Origin of the sequence: Acinetobacter sp. YH12138 (assembly GCF_015218525.1) — a bacterium.
GTDB classification, from domain to species: domain Bacteria; phylum Pseudomonadota; class Gammaproteobacteria; order Pseudomonadales; family Moraxellaceae; genus Acinetobacter; species Acinetobacter amyesii.
In genome coordinates, this window is sequence record NZ_CP048670.1 from 2,341,500 (window position 1) to 2,365,010 (window position 23,511).

20 protein-coding genes and 2 tRNA genes are annotated in these 23,511 nt (G+C 40.4%); 8 read left to right on the forward strand and 14 right to left on the reverse strand.

Annotated elements, in window-relative coordinates; genetic code table 11:
* Positions 1-64: 64 nt before the first annotated feature.
* Positions 65-913 (reverse strand): bifunctional methylenetetrahydrofolate dehydrogenase/methenyltetrahydrofolate cyclohydrolase FolD, encoded by an 849-nt coding sequence (gene folD / locus G0029_RS11360; RefSeq protein ID WP_180107586.1) that lies wholly within the window; start codon positions 911-913, stop codon positions 65-67.
* A gap of 152 nt (positions 914-1,065) precedes the next feature.
* Between folD and G0029_RS11365 the strand changes: the two genes are divergently transcribed.
* Both G0029_RS11365 and G0029_RS11370 read left to right on the forward strand, forming a co-directional pair.
* Positions 1,066-1,139: transfer RNA gene (locus G0029_RS11365), tRNA-Cys, on the forward strand.
* Positions 1,140-1,149: 10 nt separating this feature from the next.
* Positions 1,150-1,235: transfer RNA gene (locus tag G0029_RS11370), tRNA-Leu, on the forward strand.
* Positions 1,236-1,389: 154 nt separating this feature from the next.
* On the opposite strand, the gene G0029_RS11375 is transcribed toward G0029_RS11370, so the two are convergent.
* Positions 1,390-2,382 carry an NAD(P)H-quinone oxidoreductase gene (locus G0029_RS11375; protein ID WP_180107585.1) on the reverse strand — a complete coding sequence of 331 codons (993 nt, stop codon included), beginning with the start codon at positions 2,380-2,382 and terminating at the stop codon, positions 1,390-1,392.
* Between the two features lie 131 nt (positions 2,383-2,513).
* On the opposite strand from G0029_RS11375, the gene G0029_RS11380 reads away from it, so the two are divergent.
* Positions 2,514-2,864, forward strand: coding sequence for a thioredoxin family protein (locus G0029_RS11380; protein WP_180041690.1), 351 nt, complete (start codon positions 2,514-2,516; stop codon positions 2,862-2,864).
* Positions 2,865-2,877: 13 nt separating this feature from the next.
* Here G0029_RS11380 and G0029_RS11385 read toward each other — a convergent pair whose 3' ends face one another.
* Genes G0029_RS11385 through G0029_RS11395 form a run of 3 tightly spaced genes read right to left on the reverse strand, consistent with a single transcriptional unit; the run spans position 2,878 to position 3,987 of the window.
* Complete coding sequence (locus G0029_RS11385) at positions 2,878-3,138, reverse strand: DUF2798 domain-containing protein (RefSeq protein WP_078192975.1); 261 nt, start codon at positions 3,136-3,138, stop codon at positions 2,878-2,880.
* 13 nt (positions 3,139-3,151) lie between these two features.
* Positions 3,152-3,469 (reverse strand): DUF3861 domain-containing protein, encoded by a 318-nt coding sequence (locus G0029_RS11390; RefSeq protein WP_180109787.1) that lies wholly within the window; start codon positions 3,467-3,469, stop codon positions 3,152-3,154.
* A complete protein-coding gene (locus tag G0029_RS11395; RefSeq protein WP_180109786.1) occupies positions 3,466-3,987 on the reverse strand; it encodes a PadR family transcriptional regulator in 522 nt (173 codons plus the stop codon). Before G0029_RS11395 ends, G0029_RS11390 begins: the two co-directional genes overlap by 4 nt.
* Positions 3,988-4,150: 163 nt before the next feature.
* Here G0029_RS11395 and G0029_RS11400 point away from each other — a divergent pair, with 163 nt between their 5' ends.
* Positions 4,151-5,254, forward strand: a complete 1,104-nt coding sequence (locus G0029_RS11400; protein ID WP_180109785.1) for a hypothetical protein — start codon at positions 4,151-4,153, stop codon at positions 5,252-5,254.
* A gap of 29 nt (positions 5,255-5,283) precedes the next feature.
* On the opposite strand, the gene cysN is transcribed toward G0029_RS11400, so the two are convergent.
* The gene (cysN, locus tag G0029_RS11405; protein ID WP_180109784.1) at positions 5,284-6,897 is read right to left on the reverse strand and encodes a sulfate adenylyltransferase subunit CysN; all 1,614 of its coding nucleotides are present in this window, start codon (positions 6,895-6,897) and stop codon (positions 5,284-5,286) included.
* Positions 6,898-7,062: 165 nt separating this feature from the next.
* Positions 7,063-7,977 (reverse strand): sulfate adenylyltransferase subunit CysD, encoded by a 915-nt coding sequence (cysD, locus tag G0029_RS11410; protein WP_078189893.1) that lies wholly within the window; start codon positions 7,975-7,977, stop codon positions 7,063-7,065.
* Positions 7,978-8,298: 321 nt separating this feature from the next.
* On the opposite strand from cysD, the gene G0029_RS11415 reads away from it, so the two are divergent.
* The 4 genes from G0029_RS11415 (at position 8,299) to pgaB (G0029_RS11430) (ending at position 13,397) form a co-directional block, all read left to right on the forward strand.
* Positions 8,299-8,841 carry a hypothetical protein gene (locus G0029_RS11415; RefSeq protein WP_180109783.1) on the forward strand — a complete coding sequence of 181 codons (543 nt, stop codon included), beginning with the start codon at positions 8,299-8,301 and terminating at the stop codon, positions 8,839-8,841.
* A gap of 466 nt (positions 8,842-9,307) precedes the next feature.
* Positions 9,308-9,946, forward strand: a complete 639-nt coding sequence (locus tag G0029_RS11420) for a YqiJ family protein (RefSeq protein ID WP_180079067.1) — start codon at positions 9,308-9,310, stop codon at positions 9,944-9,946.
* Between the two features lie 176 nt (positions 9,947-10,122).
* On the forward strand, positions 10,123-11,835 hold the full coding sequence (locus tag G0029_RS11425; RefSeq protein ID WP_111884397.1) for a flotillin family protein: 1,713 nt from the start codon (positions 10,123-10,125) through the stop codon (positions 11,833-11,835).
* A 305-nt stretch (positions 11,836-12,140) separates the two neighbouring features.
* On the forward strand, positions 12,141-13,397 hold the full coding sequence (gene pgaB / locus G0029_RS11430) for a poly-beta-1,6-N-acetyl-D-glucosamine N-deacetylase PgaB (RefSeq protein ID WP_180107578.1): 1,257 nt from the start codon (positions 12,141-12,143) through the stop codon (positions 13,395-13,397).
* A gap of 55 nt (positions 13,398-13,452) precedes the next feature.
* Here pgaB (G0029_RS11430) and pgaD read toward each other — a convergent pair whose 3' ends face one another.
* The 7 genes from pgaD to lpdA form a co-directional block, all read right to left on the reverse strand.
* Positions 13,453-13,965 carry a poly-beta-1,6-N-acetyl-D-glucosamine biosynthesis protein PgaD gene (gene pgaD / locus G0029_RS11435; RefSeq protein ID WP_111884399.1) on the reverse strand — a complete coding sequence of 171 codons (513 nt, stop codon included), beginning with the start codon at positions 13,963-13,965 and terminating at the stop codon, positions 13,453-13,455.
* Positions 13,952-15,223 carry a poly-beta-1,6-N-acetyl-D-glucosamine synthase gene (pgaC, locus tag G0029_RS11440; RefSeq protein WP_180107577.1) on the reverse strand — a complete coding sequence of 424 codons (1,272 nt, stop codon included), beginning with the start codon at positions 15,221-15,223 and terminating at the stop codon, positions 13,952-13,954. Before pgaC ends, pgaD begins: the two co-directional genes overlap by 14 nt.
* Positions 15,223-17,088, reverse strand: a complete 1,866-nt coding sequence (pgaB, locus tag G0029_RS11445) for a poly-beta-1,6-N-acetyl-D-glucosamine N-deacetylase PgaB (RefSeq protein WP_227591819.1) — start codon at positions 17,086-17,088, stop codon at positions 15,223-15,225. Before pgaB (G0029_RS11445) ends, pgaC begins: the two co-directional genes overlap by 1 nt.
* Entirely contained in the window at positions 17,088-19,544 is a 2,457-nt protein-coding gene (pgaA, locus tag G0029_RS11450; RefSeq protein WP_180107576.1) for a poly-beta-1,6 N-acetyl-D-glucosamine export porin PgaA, read from the reverse strand. Before pgaA ends, pgaB (G0029_RS11445) begins: the two co-directional genes overlap by 1 nt.
* A gap of 233 nt (positions 19,545-19,777) precedes the next feature.
* A complete protein-coding gene (gene sucD, locus G0029_RS11455) occupies positions 19,778-20,668 on the reverse strand; it encodes a succinate--CoA ligase subunit alpha (protein ID WP_078192987.1) in 891 nt (296 codons plus the stop codon).
* A 13-nt stretch (positions 20,669-20,681) separates the two neighbouring features.
* Positions 20,682-21,848: an ADP-forming succinate--CoA ligase subunit beta gene (sucC, locus tag G0029_RS11460; RefSeq protein ID WP_078192988.1), complete on the reverse strand. Its 1,167-nt coding sequence runs from the start codon at positions 21,846-21,848 to the stop codon at positions 20,682-20,684.
* A 180-nt stretch (positions 21,849-22,028) separates the two neighbouring features.
* Complete coding sequence (lpdA, locus tag G0029_RS11465) at positions 22,029-23,459, reverse strand: dihydrolipoyl dehydrogenase (protein ID WP_180107575.1); 1,431 nt, start codon at positions 23,457-23,459, stop codon at positions 22,029-22,031.
* Positions 23,460-23,511: the final 52 nt, after the last annotated feature.

Genomic DNA, 23,511 nt, shown 5'->3' on the forward strand with positions numbered 1-23,511 from the left:
TCTTACATTTATTAGTCACAACGGTAAGACTCCGTTGTGACTTTAATATCTTTTTATTAAAAGATTAACCCAACGCTTTTTCAGCAGCTTCAACAGTTTGACGAATCAACGTTGTAATGGTCATCGGGCCTACACCACCCGGTACTGGTGTATAAGCAGAAGCAATTTCTTCGATACCCACCAATTGGATATCACCTACACCGCCGCCATCACGTGGATGAAAGCCAGCATCAACAACCACTGCACCTGGTTTGATCCAATCTTTTTGAATCAATTCTGCTTTACCAACCGCACCTACAATAATGTCAGCTTGTTTAACAAAGTCAGCCAAGTTTTGAGTACGTGAGTGGCACGTAGTCACTGTCGCATTTGCTTCAAGTAACATTGCAGACATTGGTTTACCCAAAATTGCAGAACGACCCACAACAACCGCATGTTTCCCTGCGATTTCAATGTTGTTTTCTTTTAGAATGGTCATGATACCTGCAGGAGTCGCAGAACCATATGCTGCTTCACCCATTGCCATACGACCAAAACCTAAGCAAGTTACGCCATCTACGTCTTTTTCAAGAGAGATCGCATCGAAACATGCACGCTCATCAATTTGATCAGGTACGGGGTGTTGTAACAAAATACCGTGAACATCTGGGTTTGCATTCAATTTTTCAATTTCAGCAAGCAATTGCTCAGTTGTGGTTTCTTTAGGGAGCTCAACTTTTAATGAATCCATACCAACACGGCGGCAAGCATTCCCTTTCATACGTACATAAGTTGCAGATGCACCATCGTCACCTACCAAAATAGTCGCAAGAATTGGGGTACGACCAGTTTTCTCTTTTAGCGCTTCTACGCGAGTCAACAAGTCAGCTTCAATTTTCTTCGCCAATGCACGACCATCTAAAACTAATGCCACGGCACTTCTCCAAGTGATGATATGAATCAATTTTGCACATAATACATGATTATTTTAAATTTTTTACCTTGTATGCTGCTTTTATGCTCATACAGATGAATCTGCTATTGTTTTTTTTTCAGAGCTTGCTAATATACGCATCAACAAGACATGGCGGGGTGGCAGAGTGGTCATGCAGCGGACTGCAACTCCGTGTACGCCGGTTCGATTCCGACCTCCGCCTCCAATCTTGTTAAGCCCGAGTGGTGAAATCGGTAGACACAGGGGATTTAAAATCCCCCGCCCACAAAGCGTGCCAGTTCGAGTCTGGCCTCGGGCACCATTCTTCTACTACTGAAGATGGTGTAATAAAGAACCCAGTGATAAGCTGGTTTTTTTATGCCTAAAATTTAGTAAGACAATAAAAAAGAGGGACATTACCCTCTTTTATTATTTTAAAACACACTGCAAATACATCGCGTTTTAAAAATAATCCTTTAGATCACTTCAACCACAATCTTACCCACATGGTCGCCTGTATCCATGGCTGCATGTGCTTCTTGAATTTGATCAAACTTAAATGTCTTATAGATCATTGGCAGGCATTCACCTTTAGACCATAACGGAACAACATTTTCCTGAATGCCTTTGGCAATCTCTGCTTTTTCTGCAGTATTACGCGCACGCATGGTTGAGCCTGTAATGGTCAAACGCTTCATCATGATTTGACCCAACTTCACTTCTTTGGCTTTTGCACCACCTAAGAAGGCGATATAGACCAAACGACCATCACGACGTAATAGATTTAAGTTCTGTGCTAAATACGGTGCACCCACGATATCTAAAATCACATCGACGCCTTGCTCAGCGGTCGCCTCATTAATCACTTGCTCAAAGTCTTGAGTTTTATAGTTAATGGCATGAGTGATATTTGAAATCGCAGCGACTTTTTCATCTGAACCTACCGTCGCAAAGGTTTTCATACCTAAAGCATTACACAACATAATCGCTGTAGTACCAATACCGCTAGTACCGCCATGAATAAGTACCGTTTCACCTGCTTTGGCTTTACCCATTTGGAATACATTTGCCCAAACTGTAAAAAACGTTTCAGGAATGGCCGCTGCTTGAGTAAAGCTCACACCTTCAGGAATACTCAAGGTTTGGCTTTCAGGTACAACACAATACTCAGCATAACCGCCACCATTGGTTAGGCCACAGACTTTATCACCCACTTTAAACAAAGTGACATCTGCACCCACAGCAACTACTTCACCCGCCACTTCCAGACCCGGTACTGGTGTTACCCCTTTCGGCATTGGGTACAAGCCTTGGCGCTGTAAAATGTCTGGACGGTTAATACCAAAGGCATGCACTTTAACCAACACTTCATCCGCTTTCGCATCTGGGATGGCAACGCTTTCATACGCCAGTTTATCGACACTGCCCGGTTCAGTAATAATGACCTGCTGCATGCTTTGCTGTGACATTGTTTTTCCTTTTCAATTATTGACTATTCATCTATCTCTGCACTATTTGAACATAGAAAGCATACAGATTGAATAACAATGGACTTATGTATAATTGGCTGACTATTTAGCAAATTAATAATAGGCAGCACATGGTTCAGGTTGTTGAATATAACGAAGATAACGCCAGCGACTATGAATGGTTCGATGGTTTTGCCGTGATTCGTTTCTATGCAGACTGGTGCGCGCCCTGTGTGCAGAACTTCCCTGTATTTGAGCAGTGCGCAAGTCAAATGTCCGCACAGCATGCACAGCTCAAATTTGGCAAGGTAAATATTGATTCCTCACCGATACTAACCTTGCGCTATAACGTTTATGGACTACCTTCAACCTTAGTATTTTATCGCGGGCAAGTCATTCAACGTATTGCAGGAGTTAAATCGCTGACTGAATTAACAGCCATCATTCAAGATGCTATGCAGTCACATTCAACTCATGACTAAGTATATTTTCCTTTTATTTGGATGCAGACTCATTCGGCAGGCGTACAAACTTCATTAACGTATTACGCACCAATGGCAACACGATCAAAATGAGCGGAAAGGCCATCATCCACGACATGCTCCATGCGCGCAGCCAAATGCCAAGAAAGCCTTCAACTAAGCCTTTATTCATCAGCATATTAAAGCAGGAAATTGAGCCGCTCATAATGCCGGACAGAATTAGGGGCATCAGCCAAGTCATGTGTTTGGGATGAAATTTTGGGAGTTGATTCATCTGTAAATACCTATTATTCGTCTTGGGCTGCGTTGTGGGCTTTTACGGTTTGTTTTAGTGTTTTCATAAATTGGCCGAAATGCGGCATGAAATCTTTAAATAAAGGATGGTCTTTATTTTCCAACAAGGTTTCACCAAACAGTTTCAGACCCACGGCAAAGGCTTTGGTCTTTTCATCATCTAACAATTGCGCTTTGGTCAAATGCTCCAGCACCTTAAACATGTCATCATGGTTGTAAGCATTAAACTGCAAAGCTTCGGTATAGGTCGATGGATTGCCCTGTGCATCGGCAATGTGTTTGAGCGTAATTTCATATTGATGCTGTTTCATTGTGTCACCTCCATACGACTGATTTCGACGGCTGCCTGATCGATTTTTTCTGCAATGGCATACACCTGTTCAGGTGTCAGTTCACAGTGCTGAATTTTGATGCGCAGTGATGCTTTTAGGTTTTCCATCGCACGTTTGATATCGACGTATTGTTCATTGTTATGAATCTGCTTACGGGTATCAAAACGGCAAAGGATTTTCTCTACTGTGGCTTTTTCGGAATCTAGATGCGCTAAGCCTGACTGCGTGACGCTGTATTGTTTACGGTCTTCGGCATTTAGTTCTGCATGAATGTATTGCTGTTCTTCGAGGTAATTCAGCGTTGGGTAAATTGTACCTGTGCTTGGACTATAGCCTCCGCCTACGACATTTCCTACATCTTTAATGATGTCATAACTAAACTTAGGCGCTTGGGAAATAAGATGCAGCACCAATAGTTTCATGTGCCCTGCTTCAAACAGGCGTTTTCGGGTTTTGACTGGACTATCGCGACCATCGAGAAGGTCTGAATTTGACATCGTAAAGATACACCTTAAGATTAATTAAGATATATCTTACAACAATACCAAATACTTTAACATCATATACCAGTATTTATATTTCTACTTCTTTTAAGTTTTTGAAAAATAATAATATAATTACATAAACTTAATTACGTTATAATTTTAAATTAGGAAAAAAATGAACTCCGATATATTTATAGGTAATCAAACTTATTGGCACTTAAATGCGTGTGTAGGTAATAATGGATGGACTGGAATATCTACCTATTTAGAAGGATATCAAGGCGCAACTATAGCGATGCTAGAGTCAATACTTAAAAAAGAAGATATTGTAGGTAGTAATTGCATTTTTTGGACATACGATACTGCTATCTATCCAATTCTCTTTTCTGCTCGGCATTCATTAGAATTATTTTTAAAATATCAAATTGATTCAATTAATAAATTAAAAAAATATAACAACCCATTAAAAAAAGAATTAACTAAAACTCATAACATTGAGACACTATGGAATTTATTAGTAGAAGAAATCAATCAATTAAATGACGATAGACTTCTAAATATTTTAATTTCATTTGAGAAATCAATTCATGAATACAATAAAATAGATCCTCTAGGAGAAACATTTAGATATCCTTATAGTAATGAAGGAAAAAAATACTTAGAAGAACATTCAACTATTAATTTTAAGAATATATACGAAAACTATATACTCATAGCTGATGAAATGCAGAATTTCTGTAGCGTAGTAGATTACTTAAAGTTAGAATATTCTACTGGAAGTTATACTAAAAACTTAAGCAGAAATGATCTAAAAAAAATATCTTCAACACTTCCAACCATGTCAAAATGGAAAGATGAATCATTTAATGACGTTAGAAACTCCATAAAGGAACAGTATAAAATATCTTATAAAGAGTTATCTGAAGCTATTAACATAATAATTTATCACCATGAATTTAGTTTAAACATTATCCCAGAGAATTATTTATTCAAAACAAATCCCGATATTTTAAAACGATATTGTAATGGCGAATTTAGTAAAGATGCTCTTTTAAAATTAAGTATAAATGACTTGATTCTATTTAGATCATTAATAGAAGCTAATGAAACTTCATCTTTTCACTCCGAATATATAAATTTCATAATGGAAAATATATACAAAGATATGAATATCAATTCAGAAATTGATTTTATTTCAAATAATTACAACAGAGCGAAAAAACTATTGACAGAAAAACTAAACTACAACTTTATTTTTCAACAAAAAGACCCGCATTAAGTGGGTCTTTTTTAAATCAACTCAATCTATTACAGACGAACCAACTCAACAATTTTCTCAGCAACTTCTTCAGCAGTATCGAATGCATAAGTCACATCAGTGCTTTCAGCAGCATCAGTAATCACAACTACACCAGTTTCACGAACAAGCGCAACTTGCTCAGCAGTTAAACCTGCTTTCGCAATCGCAACCACACCTTGCTGAATCAACAAGCTTTCAATTGCTTGTGCATTTTCAAGGGCTTTCGCAGTCACAGTTACCGCAGCAGGTTTTTGACCTAAACGTGCAGCACGCGCTTCAGCAGTTACAGGCTCGTTGTGCGCAGTCCATTCAACCGCAGCTTCAACCATACCCGCACCAACAGTCACGTTGCTTAAACGGTCAATAAAGATGAATGAACCTGTGTAACGGCTGTCTTTATAACGGTCAAATACCACTGGCGCATCAAACTCAATCGTTACATCTGCAATCGCATTCAATTCAAGCTGTTCAACTTCCGTTTTTTCCAGTGTGTTCACATTGGTACGATAGTTAATTTTCGCAACTTTCGCAGGAATAGTTTGTGTACCAAACTTCACGTTATACAGCTTGCCAACTACTAAAGGCGCATCTGTCATCCATACCACAGAGGCACGTGCAGAACGTGAAATTAACGGCTGTTCGCCCACTTTTACCAACACGTTACCACGTGAAATATCAATTTCATCGTTCAGTGTTAAAGTTACCGCTTGACCTGCAACAGCATGGTCTAAGTTACCGTCAAAAGTCACGATTTCTTTAACAGTCGAAGACTTACCAGATGGTAATGCAGTAATGGTATCGCCAACTTTTACTTCACCAAGTGCAATCGTACCGCAGAAGCCACGGAAATCGAGGTTCGGACGGTTGACATATTGAACAGGGAAACGGAATTCGTGCTTGCTCGTATCATGCGAAATTTCAACAGTTTCCAAAGTCTCCATTAAAGTCTGACCTTGGTACCACGGCGTATTTGGCGATTTGTTTACAACGTTATCACCATTCAACGCAGAAATAGGCGTGAAGATAATGTTCGCAGGTTTACGGTCGTCCAATTGGTTTACGAACTCGTTGTACTCTGCTTGAATTTCATTGAAGCGCGCTTCAGAGAATTCAACCAAGTCCATCTTGTTCACTGCAACCACAATATTACGAATACCTAAAAGACTCGCAATAAATGAGTGACGACGAGTTTGCGTTTGAACGCCATAACGCGCATCAATCAAGATGATCGCTAAATCGGCAGTCGACGCACCAGTTGCCATGTTACGTGTGTACTGCTCATGCCCGGGGGTGTCAGCAATAATGAACTTACGTTTTTCAGTAGAGAAATAACGGTAAGCCACGTCAATGGTAATACCTTGTTCACGCTCTGCTTGTAGACCATCGACAAGTAAAGCCAAGTCAGGCGCATCACCCGTAGTACCGACTTTTTTAGAGTCACGAGTCACAGCTTGTAATTGATCTTCATAAATCAATTTTGAATCGTAAAGCAAACGACCAATTAAAGTCGATTTACCGTCATCTACGTTACCGCAAGTCAGGAAACGTAGAAGGTCTTTATTTTCGTGTTGTTTTAAATACGCCAAGATGTCTTGGCTAATTAAATCTGATTGATGAGACATTGCTCAAAGCTCCACATATTCTTTTGAAATCGGTTTCTGAATCTTTTTAATCCCTCTAAATCTCCCTTTAAGAAAGGGAGACTTTGCTCCGTTCTTTCTCGGGAGTTCACCCTCTTTCGTAAAGAGGGTGAGCAGCACTGCTGCGCAAGGGAGATTATGAGATTCTTAGAAGTAACCTTCCTGCTTTTTCTTTTCCATCGAACCTGCTTCGTCATGGTCGATCATACGGCCTTGACGTTCAGATGTGGTGGCTAAAAGCATCTCTTGGATAATTTCCGGTAAAGTTGTTGCAGTTGATTCAACCGCACCTGTAAGTGGGTAACAACCTAAAGTACGGAAACGCACCGATTTCATTTGTGGCACTTCACCTTCGTTCAAACGCATACGCTCATCATCAACCATGATCAGTGTACCGTTACGCTCAACCACTGGACGTTCAGCAGCCAAGTACAAAGGAACCAATTTAATATTTTCAAGGTAGATGTATTGCCAAATATCCAACTCAGTCCAGTTAGACAATGGGAACACACGAATACTTTCGCCTTTGTTCACTTTACCGTTGTAAAGATTCCAAAGTTCAGGACGTTGGTTTTTAGGGTCCCAACGGTGTTTAGTATCACGGAATGAGTAAACACGTTCTTTAGCACGAGATTTCTCTTCGTCACGACGTGCACCACCGAAAGCAGCATCAAACTGATATTTATCAAGCGCTTGTTTTAAGCCTTGAGTTTTCATAATGTCAGTATATTTTGAGCTACCGTAATCGAACGGATTAACGCCTGCGTCTTTACCTTCTTTGTTTTGATGCACGATCAAATCAAAGCCATGCTCTTTTGCCATGTTGTCACGGAAAGTAATCATGTCTTTAAACTTCCAACCCGTGTCTACATGCAGTAGTGGGAATGGAAGTTTGGCAGGATAGAATGCTTTTAAAGCAAGATGCAGCATGACCGCTGAATCTTTACCGATTGAATACAGCATGACTGGGTTTTCGAACTCAGCAGCAACTTCACGGATGATATGAATACTCTCAGCTTCAAGCTGTTTAAGATGAGTAAGTCTTTCCTCATTTAATGACATGGACAACACCAGCTTAGAATATGTGTACTTATTACACTTTTAAAGATATATATACATTATAGTGATTAAGCTTTCATAACGATTGCTTGTTTTGTGATATTGATATTCTTATTCGTCATATACAAATTGTCTGATACTGCTTATCAATTTTAATTAATTTAATACGATAGGCTTATCAATTTCATTATTATTCTATTCCGAGATCCGTAAGTCTACGCAATTTTTTATCAATTAACTAATCGCTAAATCCTCTAAACAATCGGTATTCAAACTCGCTCAAACTACCTAAAGTAGCTATATCGCTCTCCAATAGTTATTGATATGCCATATAGTCACTATACGCTTGAAACCTTAAAGTCGCTGATTGAGGCCGCAGGTCTTGCTGGCTATATTTATCAGCATTCTTCACACATGCTCGTGCTCCAAGAAGCTTTAAATGATGACGGCAGCCCACTGAATAACTTTATCCAACATGAGCTGAGTGCAGACCAAATTGGCCTTCAGTTCGGCCTACGACTTTTGGACAATAAACTCGAGTTTTTGATTGGGGTGACTCACAGTAACCAAGATCGGGGCTACGAAATTGGCGCAGGCAATTTAAAGGCCGATCAACGTGCATTTAATCTGCTCTATGCGTTTTATAATTTCCCCAAAGCATTTTACTTAATCCACTTCCCGCTCGCAGCCAATAGCACCCAGTTAGAAGAAGAGATCGAAAAGCAATTGTTTCAACTTGAAAGCATGGGCTTTTTAGACACTGCGATTAAAACCAATCCGATGGGCGAACAAGTGAAGTGGATGAAAACCTTTATTGTTCAAGCGGCTTTAGATATAAAAGTACGCATTCAAACTTCATTGTTATAAAAACGGTTAAAGCCACCTAAAAATAGCTCTATTGAACACCAGTTCAAATCTCCATATGACATCGAAAGTCACGGTAAAGCTTCTCAGCACTGCCGTGACGGTTATAAATTTACATTTCCTAACATTGTTTTCTGTGCCTTTTAACAAGCCATTTCTCTCCGTTAAGCACGACCACTTATATATCTGCAATTAGACTGAAAATTTGATTGATCACAATGACTTAAATCTTAAATGGGTAAAGCAGAAATACTATTAACTTTAGATTTAGATAATCCTGACTTAATTGATCACCTATTTTTAAAGAAAAACTTAGTAATAGCTCACATAAAAGCCGACTTTTTGTTAATCTGATCTGTAATTTTTTTACACAATTTCGACAGATAATGTTATTTTATTTACTGAAAAAAATTCGGCCAGAATTATTTTTTTTTGATTTTTTATAAGCATAAATATAGAGATAAATATAATGTGGGAATTGTTTACTCACCCGTCTAATATCGTGTTTAGCATCAGTCTCTGCTTAATGTTCTTGTTTGGACTTTTTGAGATTGTGTTAACAATTTTAGGGGGTGGTTCTCAAGGCTTCTTAGATCAATTCCTACCTGAGGATGTTGGTCATAATGCAGAGCTAGGTGTAGATGCCGATGCAGGTATCGTGACACGTGTGCTCGATTGGTTGTATTTAGGTCGTATTCCGCTGTTTGTATGGCTCATCATTTTCTTATGTGTCTATAGTTTATTGGGCTTTACTATTCAAGCCGTCGTTAACCAAATGACCAGTATGATGTTCAGTGCATGGATTATTGCACCAGCCTGTATTTTTCTGTGCATGCCCTTCGTACGTTTTAGCGCAATGCTTATTGCCCGTATTTTACCGCAAGATGAAACAACCGCCATTTATAGTGATGAATTGATCGGTAGAACGGCCACGATCATTTTGGGTAATGCACGACCACAGTCCCCTGCTCAAGCCAAAGTCAAAGATCAACACGGATTGACCCATTATATTTTGGTTGAACCTGAACAAGATGAAATTTTCAGCCAAGGTCAATCAGTGGTTTTAACCCAAAAAACAAATGTAGGCTTTCAAGCCACCATGCTCTAAATTTTGAATGAATTGATGCTCGATCAGTTCTTTTAACACCATATAAATACATTTAACACGTCATACCTTCTGCATATATCGAAGTCATGATGAGTCAACAAAATACTGATTTTTAAACCAAACTTGTTAGCACTTTAGAGGGTTAACTTGAACTACAACAAAAGAGATAAACGTCCATGTTAGACATTATTCCAAGCGGTATCCTTGTAACAGTCGGGATAATTTTTGCCGCACTTATTTTTATTGGTTTTATTATTGCTCGACTTTATCGTCGCTCAAGTAAAGAAATTTCATTTGTGCGTACAGGCTTCGGCGGTGAAAAAGTGATTTTAGGTGGCGGTGCTATTGTGCTTCCTGTGCTGCATGAAATTATTCCAGTCAATATGAACACCCTACGTCTTGAAGTACGCCGTGCAGATGACCAAGCGCTGATTACACGTGACCGTATGCGTGTCGACGTGATGGCGGAGTTCTATGTCCGTGTGAAACCAACCGCAGATTCGATTGCTACTGCAGCACAAACATTAGGTCAAAAGACCATGTCACCAAATGAGCTTAAAAATTTGGTTGAAGGTAAATTTGTTGACTCTCTACGTGCAGTTGCCGCAGAAATGGCGATGGAAGAGTTGCATGAAAAACGTGTCGACTTCGTTCAAAAAGTTCAGCAAGTGGTGTCTGAAGATTTACATAAAAACGGTTTGGAACTTGAAACCGTTTCATTAACTGGCTTAGACCAAACAGGCTTTAAATACTTTAACCCACAAAATGCGTTCGATGCTGAAGGTTTAACTAAACTGACAGAAACCATTGAAGACCGTCGTCGTAAACGTAATGCGATTGAACAAGATGCAGATCTTGCAATTAAGACCAAGAACTTAGAAGCAGAACAAGCACGTCTACAAATTTTGCGTGAAGAAGAATATGCAAAACTGCAACAAGAACGTGAAATTTCAATCCGTCGTGCAGAACAGCTTGCAGAAATTGCATCACAAGAAGCTGCTAAAAAACGTGAAGCCGAAGAAGCGCGTATTGCTGCTGAACGTGAAGTTGACTTAAAGCGTATTACTGCTGCACGTGACGTTGAAAATCAAAATATTCAAAAGTCACAAATTATTCAGCAAGCCCAAGTGGAACAAAAGAAAACCATTGAACTCGCTGAGCAAGACCGTGCAATTGCCATTGCTGAAAAATCTCGTGCTGAATCTGAAGCTAAGGCACATGCCGATCAAGCCCGTGCTCAAGCGGTAAAAGCCGAAGAAGAAGTGATTACCGTTCGTCAAATCCAACAAGCTGAACGTCAAAAAGCTGTTGAATTGGTCTCTGCGAAAGAAAAAGCGGAGAAAGATGCGATTGCCATTACTGTCGCGGCTGAAGCGGGTAAACAAGCAGCCGCAGATGATGCAGAAGCGATTCGTATTGCAGCTGAAGCCGAAGCTGAAAAAGTTCGCTTAAAAGCCAAAGGTGAAGCTGACGCAAAAGTTCTGTTGGCTCAAGCGATGGAAAAACAATACCAAGTTGATGCTGAAGGTACACGTGCAGTGAACGAAGCAAACAACGTATTGTCATCTGAACAGGTTGAAATGCAAATTCGTTTAGCGATGCTAAAATACTTACCAGAAATCATTCGCGAAAGTGTTAAACCAATGGAAAACATTGATGACATTAAGATTTTGCAAGTAAATGGTCTAAATGGTGGTCATGCAGGTTCTTGCCAAGGTGATGCTCACCACGAAGGTAGTGGTAATGTTGCCTTGTCAGACCAAGTGGTGAATAGCGCCCTACGCTACCGCAGCCAGGCCCCACTGATTGATAGCTTGATGAGTGAGCTTGGTATCCAAGGTGGCGATATTAACGGTTTAACTCAGAGCTTAAATAAAAAAGCCGGTTAACTCGTTATACACGCTAAGAAAAACCGCAGCTTAGTCCTGCGGTTTTTTTATTGAGATCATCGACAAGGAAGACTCATAAAGCTAAAAAAATAAGTTCAGTACCAAATCATGACTGTAAAATGACTAAATACTGGATCACAACAAAGTGCAAACCAAATCACACCTTTAAGAATAACCATTTCCCTGCAATCTTGCTACAATCTTCAAATTCATCATATTCTGCTTAGCTGTACTTGCTAAAACGTGCAGCAAAATATGCGATGAAAACATTTACGAATGATAATACGCTCAGTGCAAGTATAAATATGACTTCTTCCTTAATTGCCGTTACTTCCCTACGCCCCTTTAAAAAATTAATAGGTCTAATGACCTGCTTCGGTTTGGTCTTTTCAGGCTGTAGCAGTGCTGAAACGGTACGTATTACCCACCACCCTATACAAGATTTGGTCAAGCAATATGCATCAGCCAATTCTATACATCAAACTTCGACCAACAATACACAAAAGCCAAGTACTCCTGAACGTATGCGCATCATGCATATCGACTTAGATTATGTATATGATGCCAATCAGGCTCAACAAGAACAAAATATCCGCGCTTTGATCGAACGTATCAGTCACATTGAAGCCAATACGATTTTTCTACAAGCTTTTGCAGACCCTGATGCCAATGGTTCGGCTGATGCGGTGTATTTTAAAAATCGCTATATCCCAATGCGCTCAGATTTATTTCAACGTGTTTTGCACGAAATACGACAGCAGACTCAAGTAAAAACTGTATATGCATGGCTGCCTTTAATTGCGTGGGAGTTCCCAAAACAATACCCGCTGCAATATGTAAAAAGCCAAAGTGAAAAGAAAGGTTATATTCGAATATCGTCCTTTGACCCAAGAAACCAACAATACACAGCAGAAATTTTTCTAGACTTTATTCAGCAGAATAAAGTAGATGGCATTCTTTATCATGATGATATCACTCTCAATGATTTTGAGGATAATAGTGCCGCAGCACTTCAGACATACAAAACGTGGGGCTTCGATCGACAATTGATTGGACAGCCAAAGCATGCGCAGCAGCTTGAATTTTCACGCTACAAAACCGCCTATTTAGACCAATTTGCTGAAGGCATTAGTCAGATTTTAAAACAGCAACAACCCGACTTACATTTTGCTCGCAATATGTATGCTGAAGCTGTGCTGAACCCGAACAGTGAAAAATGGTTTAGCCAGTCCAATGCCAGCACGTATCAGCATTATGATTACAACGCCATCATGGCCATGCCCTATATGGAAAAGGCAAATGACCATCGTCAGTTTTATTTAAACTTGATCGAGCGTGCCAAAAAATATGATCCCAATTTGAGCCGTACCATTTTTGAACTTCAAGTGACCGATTGGAATCATCAAAAACCTATTTCCAATCAGGAACTGACTGACACCATCCGTTTACTGGAACAACATGGTGTGCAACATATCGGGTATTATCCAGATGATTTCGTGCAAAATCATCCAGATGCACAGCAAATAAAAAAGGCATTTGCACCTGCCATAGCTAAGAACTGATACCAATGCCTACATCATCAGATCTAGAACCTTAGATCTAATAAAGAACGCCTGATTAGCTGTTGATTTTATAGTGTTCTAATTGACCATCATCCGTATAGTGCAAGGTGATATTTTTTGATTCTCGCATCGTGGCTATATCACTGGCTTTTACGTGAAAGCTTTTCGCCAAATCTTCATCTTGAGCATTCTCTGGCGCCTTTCTACGGTCTTCCCCATGAAAACGCATCCAGTTATAACTTGCCCAAACAAATAGACAGCAAATAAAGATTCCGATTGAGAAAATCAATTTCATGATCGATAGACTGGTCATCGGTTGGGACTGATCCATAACCTGTGAATACACCACCGTGCCTTCAAACCACCAAAACACAAGGGTTAATAGCGGTAAAAACAACCACATCCAAAGCATCCAACCGACTGCCATCAGACCATAGCCTGCTGACTTGCGTTTGACGTATTCAGGTTTATCAATATATTCAGGTAATTCAAGCAATGATTCATCTTGAATAATTTTAAAATCTGAATCTGCAACCGGCTTCTGATTTTGTAAATTAACTTGGTTCATTGTTTTCCTCCCCTCTAAATCCACGGTCTGGACTGACCCAACGCGCACGCTTTTGGGTTTTAAAAATAGTCTTTGGCAAAGCAACGACCGTTGTCAGCATGGCTAAGATCCAGAAAAATAAGGGATACCAAATCACCCAAAAATAATTTCGCAGTAAGCGTTTTTTGTCGTAAGCGCGATCGATCCATAAACTCACGAGGAACTGGAATAAACAGGTCACGCCTAAAATCACTCCATACCATTGAGGTACAAGTGATTGAATCGCCCACTCACCCGGTAATGAGAAAAATAGACCATAAAAATACAAGACAAAAATACTGAACATGACATATGCCCAGATCACGCTAATGATAGATTCGAAGGCAATCGGCCACATCCGACGTAAACGCCATTTAAATATTTTAGGTAAATAGGCAAATAGTACTTCGATGCCGCCTTGAGCCCAACGTAAACGTTGTTTCCAAAGTCCATTAAATGTTTCTGGCATATAGATATAGCAAAGGGCTTGCGGTACATAGTGCAAATCCCAATGATCAAACTGCAAACGCCATGACACATCAATATCTTCTGTGATCATGTCATCACGCCAATAACCAATGCGGTCTAGTGCAGTTTTTCTGAAACCTGCAATTGCACCTGATACTGTAAAAATACGACCATAGGTTCTTTGAGATCGCTTGATTAAGCCAATAATCGAAGAAAATTCACCGACCTGAATTTTACCCAAGATGCTTGAACGGTTCACAATACGTGGATTACCGGTTACAGCGCCCACGCGTGGAAAACTGGTCAGATGATGCATCATCCAAAGTGCCGAATGCGGATGCAGTAATGCGTCACCATCTATACAGATCAAGTATTCAAATTGGCTGACCATCGCGCCTGCACGTAATGCATACGCTTTACCCTGATTCTCAGCCAAATGCACCACACGCAATCTCGGATATTCGAGTGTCAATTGGTCTAAAATTTCAGCGGTTCGATCTTTGCTGCCATCATTCACCGCTATCACTTCAAAATTTGGATATTGGCTCTGCATCGCATATCGAATCGTGTCTCGTACCTGTGCTTCTTCGTTAAAGCAAGGCACAATGATGCTACAACCATGTTCGGTTGGCACGGGAAGTTCAGGTTGTTTCCATTCACGCTTTAAGTAGAACCACACGCCTCCAGCAATCCAAATCCACGCCATAAACAAGGGATATAGGAAAGCAAAGGCAAAAAACAGATCGTTAAAACTCAGTTCCCATTCTTGCATTACTGACCTCCTTGTATATACGGATCACGGTAAGTCAGTGGACTGCCATTCAAGCTGATGCTTTGATATAGGTGATGTTGAACGCGTTCGCCATCCTGAAGCTGATAATTATTCAGTCCGATTTTTTGAACCGACGCTGCGCGTAAAGCCTGATAGTTTTGCTGATACTTCACCCAATCTTTCTCGCTCATATTTGGATTGATATCTAAACTGACAATCAAGCGTTGCTTTTGCTCTGTATTCAAAGTCTTCAATGCGGACATAAAGGCTTTAAAACTTTGCGGATGTTGACCTGGGTTAATACTTAAATACAGAAAGTCCGACGCTGTTAAGGCACGAGTCACCAACGGTTTTAATCCAGAAAACTGATGTCCAGTTAAATTCACCTTGAGCGCGGTTTGGTTGTCATTACTAATATTGGAATAAAAATGCGCTTGCGCCTTACTACGCTCTTTAATTGCAATAATTTTTTGCACTTGCTCAGTACATGCGGTTGACCACTGAGCTGAATGAATTGCACAGTCCAAGCTGTTACCGGTGTTAATAATTAAACCTTCTAGCGAACTGTTATTTTTCAATAGATCTGCCGTTAGGTCTGCTAGATTAATCCCCTGCTGTAGCTCCAAACTGATTGGAAGCTGTGCATAGACTCGATTACCAATTCGTGTACGAGCTTGCCATACGGTACGATTCAGTAAATCTTGCTGCATCGGCAGTTTTGAATTTGGGAAAAATAAGGCATCAATTTTACCGTCACCATCATGATCAACTGCGGCATTTAAAAGCAATGTATTAGTTTTTAACGCATTGACCTGATCTAATAATCTCCCTAATTTCTGATCTGATTGCTCATCCGTTGGCGCTTGTAATTCAGTCAAATTAAAATTCAGGAATGTTTTACGTTGTTTATAAGGCGCACGAGCTTCAACGATAAAGTCTTCCATATTTTGGTGGATAAACTCTGGTGTTGGGTTATCCATAATCAAGGCACGCTGATAGGTATGCACTGAATCTGCCTGACTGACCACATTACCTAAGCTAAAGGACATGGGCAGTCCTGCTTTACGTGCATATCCCTCAATTTCCGGTGTAACTGCACCGTATGGCCAGAAGATTGCCATACTATGAATACCCAGTTGACGATCGAGTTCTTGTTTAGATTTCTTCAAATCTTGCACAATACGCTGCTCAAACTCAGCATCGGTTTCATAACGATTTTGAGCTGGAAAATACTGACGTGTAATCGCAGCAGGTTCCATATTTTTTTGTGGGTTTGCCAAAATACCATGATGCAGATCATCCGAATGCGACACAAATTCGGCATATCCCGACTTTTGCATTTCCCGCATTTGATCCCAATTCATCAAATTACCCACACCATAAGCTTCATAAGCATCTTTGGTATTACCATTAATCCAACTGGTTGGAATGGCAAAAACTGCAGGAAATTGATATTGCTTTAACAATGGAAAGACTTTGCTATAACTACTTAGCGCACCATCATCAAAGGTTAATAACAGCGCCTTTTCAGGTAGCTTTTTCTTTTGTAAGCGAGCCTGCATGACATCTTCTAAACGAATGGGTTGCCAACCTTCTCGTTTAATCCACGCAAAATATTGCCCAAGATTTTGCGTACTAATCGCATAGACATCTCGGTCACCATGTTTGGCAACATCATCTCGAACATCATGAAAGGTCAGCGTTACAAATTGGTTATGTGCGGTACTTTCATCAAGTTCAGGCATCGCCAAATTTGCAGTTTTTGGCACATTATTGTCAGCAAAAAGATATGTCGTACTGATGGGCAAAGTCACAGCTAGAACTAAGCTTTGCTTCAACATGCGGTGTATTAATGTATTTTTCATTAGAAGCGCCCCTCAAATCCAACAACTGCATAGCTACGATCTTCATCTTTTCCGTCATACGGATGTGAACCCCAACCTATGCCGTAGTTCAATTTCCACGTGCGCGAGAGCTGCCAATCATGTTGATAATACAAATTATAAATCGGACGACTTGAGTAGCCTTTTTGTCCGAATGTACCGATAGTTGCTGCAAAGTGCTGGTTAAAATGACGTTCATAATCACGCCATGTCATCCAATCATGTTCCAATGTCACTTCAGCGCTATAGCTATGTTCGGGGTTAAAATAAGGCACATCTACCGGATCATTTTTCCCGTAATAACCACGCAGTGTTGCCGCAGAGATATGATGCGGAGATTGTTGGAATTGCTGTTTAAAATACCCTGACAGTTCTTGGCGTAGATTGCCATCATCAATATCGGTCAATTGATAACTTGCACCTGCTTTACGTGATTCATTTTGTTGCCAGTTCAATGCAAAACGATAAGCCTGCCCTTCATGATCCTGTGCCAAAGATTGCAATGGAATATCCGCTTGGCTGTCATAACCCAGTGCATAGCTCCAATGATCATTCAGCCAATGTGACCAATCCAATTGCACACCAAAACGGTCGCCATCGGTGCTTTGAGAGAATAATGCAGATGCAGCTTTACGATCCGAAGCCCACTCTAAACCCATGCCAATCCTTTGGTCTTTTAATTTGCCAGACTCATACTTCGACCAACGATTGCTATGGTCTGCAAAGAGTCGATAATTATCGTAAAACCATGGGCTATTGATACGCGTCCAGTTTTGCTGTTCACGTGAACCTTTCAGGCGATTTTGTACACGAGGATCATCAGACTCACTTTTCGCAAAGGTACTTTGATGTTGAATTGACGCACGATTCCGATCATCCAATTCTTTTTTACTTTGTTTTACGCCCGTATCATCACCGACATGGCTGACCATATATTGATTGAGTTCACGCCAAGCTTGAATTTGACTCAAGGCTTGGAAATTGTGCATGCGGTTAATTTGCGTTCCCTGTGAAATGGGCTCCAAGCTATTCTGCTGTGCCAAAGTGTGCTGGGATTGCTCTGGTTTTTCACGCCAACGTTGAATTAATGCCAAATTATTTTGATACCCGATATTGCCGGGAGCCTTTGCGGTTAAGTCATTAAAGTAACGTTCCGCTTTTTCATGCTCGTTGCGATAAGCATAGTTCAATCCCTTCAACGCAATAAATTCAGTACGATCATCGTGTGGCGCCTTATCAACACCTTTTGCATTACTATAAACAAAGGTCGGCAACTGTTTGTCCATGGTGTCGATTAACTGATTGGCTTGTTTAAATTTTTCTTGTTCGATCAAGCTATAGTACAAACCAGCATAGACGTTATAGTCCGCATAATTTTTTTCAGCAAATAAACTCTGATATAAAGGCTCAGCTTTTTCAGGTTGACGTAATTTTAAATAACTGTCTGCTAAAGCATGTCGTACATAAGCAGGCATTTCTTTAGCTGTTTGACCTGTTTTTTCTACTTGTGCCAATGCATGCTTTGAAGCATTACGTGCATTTAAGGCATAGATATATTCATAGTAAAATTTACGTTTACTGGCTTCATCTGCAGGAAGTGAGTCTTCATAAGCACTCATTTCAGCCAGAACACGATCTAGTGGTTCAAATGCCGTTGCCCCACGCTTCATATCAAACGCATTTTTTGAGGCTTGAATGCCTTGTTGGATACGCTGTGAGAACTCATTCATCTTGAGCAAATGTTGCAACACTGGCTTAGAACTATTGAGTCCATTGGCCTGAATATAGCTTTGCGCAGTGGCAAAATCGCTATTTTGCAATAGAGCCAATATATACTGTTCTTGGGTATCAGTATTTGGCTGTTTTTCTAGCGCATATTTCGCTGCATTGAGAGATTCAGCAGGCATATCCAATAATCGATAGGCATAGGCCAATTGCGAAAGATAATCTGCACCAAGCGACTGTAAGTTGAGATTTGCCAGTTTTTGTTTTGCTTGATCTTTTTGACCTGATTCTGCCAGCAACACACCCTGCCAAATCAACCACTGTTCCGATTGATCCTGCTGATAAAATTTTTGTGCCCACTGTAAGGCTTGATCATATTGTTTAAGATCACGTAAAGCTTTGATGACACTGACTTTGCCATAATCTGGAAACGTCGTTGGACTAATCTTCGCCAAGTAGGCCATATCTGTAGAGCTAAAGGTTGCATTTGCATAACGCAGGAGCGTGTAATCTGCAATGAGCTTCTGATTTTCAGGATGTTGCGCTAATAAAACTTGTAATTGGTTAAATCCCTGATCCACTTTACCGACACGGATATCTGCAACACTTTGTTCTCTTTGCTGATCAATATTATCAACTGCAAATACAACCGTAGGAAGGCTCGAAAAAATCGACAAGAAACATAGACGAGATAAATAAGATTTATAAATCATGATTATTCACGTTAGAAGAGTAATTATTCATCAAATTAAATTAATGTGACGTGTTTCACATTATATCATATTTTGTCCGATTAAATTTGGTTAATTATTCACACTAAAGTGTTAATAATGAATGAGAATATGCTGATTTTATAAATTTTCTTTACTATTCACCCACTATTATTAAATAAAAATAAAAAAAACCCCTCATTTGAGGGGTTTTTATTAACAGAAACTTACCGTACTTAAGCAAGACCTTTTGACTTTAAGACTTCAAACATAGTTGAGCCTAATTCAGCAGGACTACGGGTATAGGCCATTCCGGCTTTTTCAAAAGCAGCAAATTTCTCTTCTGCTGTACCTTTACCGCCCGAAATGATCGCGCCTGCATGTCCCATACGTTTACCTTTTGGTGCAGTCACACCCGCGATATAACCGACAACAGGCTTAGTTACATTCGACTGGATATATTCAGCCGCTTCTTCTTCTGCTGTACCACCAATCTCACCAATCATGATGATCGCTTCAGTTTGCGGGTCGTCTTGGAACAGCTTTAAGCAATCAATTTGGTTCATGCCAGGAATTGGATCTCCCCCAATACCGATACACGTCGACTGACCTAGACCCAGCTTCGTGGTTTGCGCTACAGCTTCATAGGTCAGAGTCCCTGAACGCGAGATAATGCCGATTTTACCCGGCTGATGAATATGCCCTGGCATAATACCGATCTTACATTCACCCGGAGTAATAATTCCTGGACAGTTCGGACCAATTAGACGTGCATTGTTACCATAGGTTTCTAGGTAACGTTTCGCTTTTAGCATATCGAGTGTCGGCACACCTTCAGTGATCACCACAATCAGCTCAACACCTGAATCAATCGATTCAATAATTGAATCTAGGACAAATGGTGCCGGTACATAAATCGAAGTTGCCGTTGCACCCGTTTCACGTACAGCTTCTTTCATGGTATTGAATACGGGCAGATTCAAATGTTGTGTGCCGCCTTTGCCCGGAGTCACCCCACCGACCACTTTTGTGCCGTAAGCAATTGACTGTTCAGAATGGAATGTGCCGTTTTTACCAGTAAAACCTTGTACCAACACTTTGGTGTCTTTATTAACTAATACGCTCATGATCTCTACTCCCTTAGCCTTTTACCGCAGCAACAATTTTTTCTGCAGCATCAGCCAAGCCATTTGCAGAAATCAATTTCAAACCTGATTCATCAAGTAATTTTGCACCCAACTCTGCATTGTTCCCTTCTAGACGAACAACCACAGGTACAGTCACATTTACTTCTTGAACCGCTGCAATAATTGCTTCAGCAATCATGTCACAACGTACAATTCCGCCAAAAATATTAATTAATACACCCTGCACAGAACTATCCGCCAAAATGATTTTAAAGGCTTCAATTACGCGTTCTTTGGTCGCGCCACCGCCGACATCTAGGAAGTTTGCAGGTTGACCACCATAGAGTTTAATGATGTCCATGGTTGCCATCGCTAGGCCAGCACCATTGACCATACAGCCAATATTGCCTTCTAAGGCAACATAGTTCAGATCAAATTCTGATGCTTTCAGCTCACGCTCATTTTCTTGCGTTTTATCGCGTAGTGCTGCGATTTCTGGTAAGCGATATAAAGCATTTGAGTCGATACCAATTTTTGCATCCACACATAAAATCTCGCCATTTTCACGTACGGATAACGGGTTAATTTCAAATAAAGCAAAATCATTTTCAATGAATGCTTGATAAGCCGCAGACATGATTTTGACAAATTGATTCACTTGACCATCTTTTAGGTTTAAAGCAAACGCCACTTCACGTGCTTGGAATGGTAACAATCCAACTAAAGGATCTACTTCAACTTTAATAATTTTTTCAGGCGTTTCTTCTGCAACTTTCTCAATTTCAACACCGCCTTCAGTCGATGCCATAAAGGTCACACGACGGCTAGAACGGTCAACTACAGCACCTAGGTACAATTCACGCTCTACTGGATAAACATCTTCAGATACCAAAATACCGCTGACGGGTTGACCTAATGCATCTGTTTGATAAGTGACTAAGCGTGAGCCGACCATTTGGTTCACATAATCAGTGGCTTCTTGTGCAGATTTTACGACTTTAACGCCGCCTGCTTTACCACGACCACCTGCATGCACTTGGGCTTTGAGTACCGCAAACTTACCACCCAGTTGCTCAAAAGCTTTGACTGCTTCTTCTGCGGTAGTTACAAATACGCCCTCTTGAACAGGCATACCATATTTTTTTAATAACGCTTTAGCTTGATATTCGTGTAGATTCATTGAACAACCTTTTACTCTTTCTTCGCTTTGTTATGACCCATTAAAGCCCAGACATCCGTCAAAGCAGCTTTAACCTTTTTAAATCTTAAAATATTTCTTATCTTTATTTTTAGATGATTATTCAAATTAAAACAACCATCTGAAACAAAAAAGAGCGGCCTAAGCCGCTCTTTTTACATCTTATTTACGTTTACGCTGAATCGCGTGAATTGCACGTCCATCGACTGCAAGTGCAGCTTCGTGAACGACTTCAGAGAATGTCGGGTGACCGAAAGTCATTAACTGTAGGTCTTCAACACTTGATACGAACTCAAGTGCGATCATACCTTGGTGTACGATATCAGACGCTGCAGGTCCAATCACGTGCATACCGAGTAGACGATCTGTCTTCGCATCAGCAACAAACTTAACAAAGCCTGCGTTTTCACCAGCAGCCATTGCACGACCATTTGCAGCGAAACCAAATTGACCTGTTTTAACTTCGTGGCCTTTTTCTTTCGCTTGCTCTTCTGTTAAACCAACCCACGCCGCTTCTGGGTGTGTGTAAATTACAGAGATAATAGTGTCATAGTTCACTTGAGCTGCATGACCGTGGATACGCTCAACAGCCATTACACCTTCTTCCATTGCTTTATGTGCAAGCATTGGACCACGTACCAAGTCACCAATTGCGTATACACCTTCAACTGAAGTTGCACACCAATCGTTTACTTCAACTAAACCGCGTTCAGTGAGTTTAATGCCTGAATCTTCGGCCAATAAACCTTCTGCATATGCTTTACGGCCCACACAAACGATCAATTTATCGAAAGTTTGAGTTTTGTCTTCGCCGCCTTGAGTGTACTTCACAGTAACTTCACGGCCATTGACTTCTGTACCAGCAACTTTAGCGCCAACACGGATATCAAGGCCTTGTTTAGTCAATACTTTTTGATAGTCTTTTGCCAAAGCCTTATCAGCCATTGGCAAGAATGCATCCATTGCTTCAAATACAACAACTTCAGAACCAAGACGACGCCATACTGAACCAAGTTCAAGACCAATTACACCCGCGCCGATTACGCCAAGACGTTTAGGCACTTCTGGGAACTCAAGCGCACCAGTAGAGTCAACAATAATGTCTTGGTCTACAGGAGCAACAGGAATACTTACCGGCACAGAACCCGATGCAAGGATTACATATTTAGGTTCTAAAATTTGAGTTTCACCTTCGTGAGATACAAACTCAACTTTCTTACCTGCAAGTAATTTACCTGTACCTTTTAACCATTCGATACCATTGCCTTTAAGTAGGCCATCAATACCCATCGTTAATTGGTTAACAATTTTGTCTTTACGATCAAGCAGTTTTGCAAGATCAAATTTCACTTCACCAGTCGTAATACCGTGGTCATCTAAGTGATGAACGGTATCTTCATAGCGGTGAGATGAATCAAGTAATGCTTTAGATGGGATACAACCCACGTTTAAGCAAGTACCACCTAAAGATGGTTTACCTTTATGAATACGTTTTTCAATACAAGCTACTTTAAAGCCTAATTGAGCAGCGCGGATAGCAGCTTCATAACCACCAGGACCGCCACCAATAACAACTAAATCAAATTGAGACATGTGTATCTCCAAAAATGGGCTTAGAGGATCGCTCTAAGCCCATTGCATTATT

Coding starts and splice junctions, on each gene's coding strand:
- G0029_RS11390 (WP_180109787.1), bottom strand. CDS start 3,469: ATGAAACAGCATCAATATGAAATTACGCTCAAACACATTGCCGATGCA.
- G0029_RS11420 (WP_180079067.1), top strand. CDS start 9,308: ATGTGGGAATTGTTTACTCACCCGTCTAATATCGTGTTTAGCATCAGT.
- pgaC (WP_180107577.1), bottom strand. CDS start 15,223: ATGCAAGAATGGGAACTGAGTTTTAACGATCTGTTTTTTGCCTTTGCT.
- G0029_RS11400 (WP_180109785.1), top strand. CDS start 4,151: ATGAACTCCGATATATTTATAGGTAATCAAACTTATTGGCACTTAAAT.
- G0029_RS11375 (WP_180107585.1), bottom strand. CDS start 2,382: ATGTCACAGCAAAGCATGCAGCAGGTCATTATTACTGAACCGGGCAGT.
- lpdA (WP_180107575.1), bottom strand. CDS start 23,459: ATGTCTCAATTTGATTTAGTTGTTATTGGTGGCGGTCCTGGTGGTTAT.
- G0029_RS11385 (WP_078192975.1), bottom strand. CDS start 3,138: ATGAATCAACTCCCAAAATTTCATCCCAAACACATGACTTGGCTGATG.
- cysD (WP_078189893.1), bottom strand. CDS start 7,977: ATGTCATTAAATGAGGAAAGACTTACTCATCTTAAACAGCTTGAAGCT.
- pgaB (WP_227591819.1), bottom strand. CDS start 17,088: ATGAAAAATACATTAATACACCGCATGTTGAAGCAAAGCTTAGTTCTA.
- sucC (WP_078192988.1), bottom strand. CDS start 21,848: ATGAATCTACACGAATATCAAGCTAAAGCGTTATTAAAAAAATATGGT.
- G0029_RS11395 (WP_180109786.1), bottom strand. CDS start 3,987: ATGTCAAATTCAGACCTTCTCGATGGTCGCGATAGTCCAGTCAAAACC.
- pgaB (WP_180107578.1), top strand. CDS start 12,141: ATGACTTCTTCCTTAATTGCCGTTACTTCCCTACGCCCCTTTAAAAAA.
- pgaA (WP_180107576.1), bottom strand. CDS start 19,544: ATGATTTATAAATCTTATTTATCTCGTCTATGTTTCTTGTCGATTTTT.
- G0029_RS11415 (WP_180109783.1), top strand. CDS start 8,299: ATGCCATATAGTCACTATACGCTTGAAACCTTAAAGTCGCTGATTGAG.
- sucD (WP_078192987.1), bottom strand. CDS start 20,668: ATGAGCGTATTAGTTAATAAAGACACCAAAGTGTTGGTACAAGGTTTT.
- G0029_RS11380 (WP_180041690.1), top strand. CDS start 2,514: ATGGTTCAGGTTGTTGAATATAACGAAGATAACGCCAGCGACTATGAA.
- G0029_RS11425 (WP_111884397.1), top strand. CDS start 10,123: ATGTTAGACATTATTCCAAGCGGTATCCTTGTAACAGTCGGGATAATT.
- cysN (WP_180109784.1), bottom strand. CDS start 6,897: ATGTCTCATCAATCAGATTTAATTAGCCAAGACATCTTGGCGTATTTA.
- pgaD (WP_111884399.1), bottom strand. CDS start 13,965: ATGAACCAAGTTAATTTACAAAATCAGAAGCCGGTTGCAGATTCAGAT.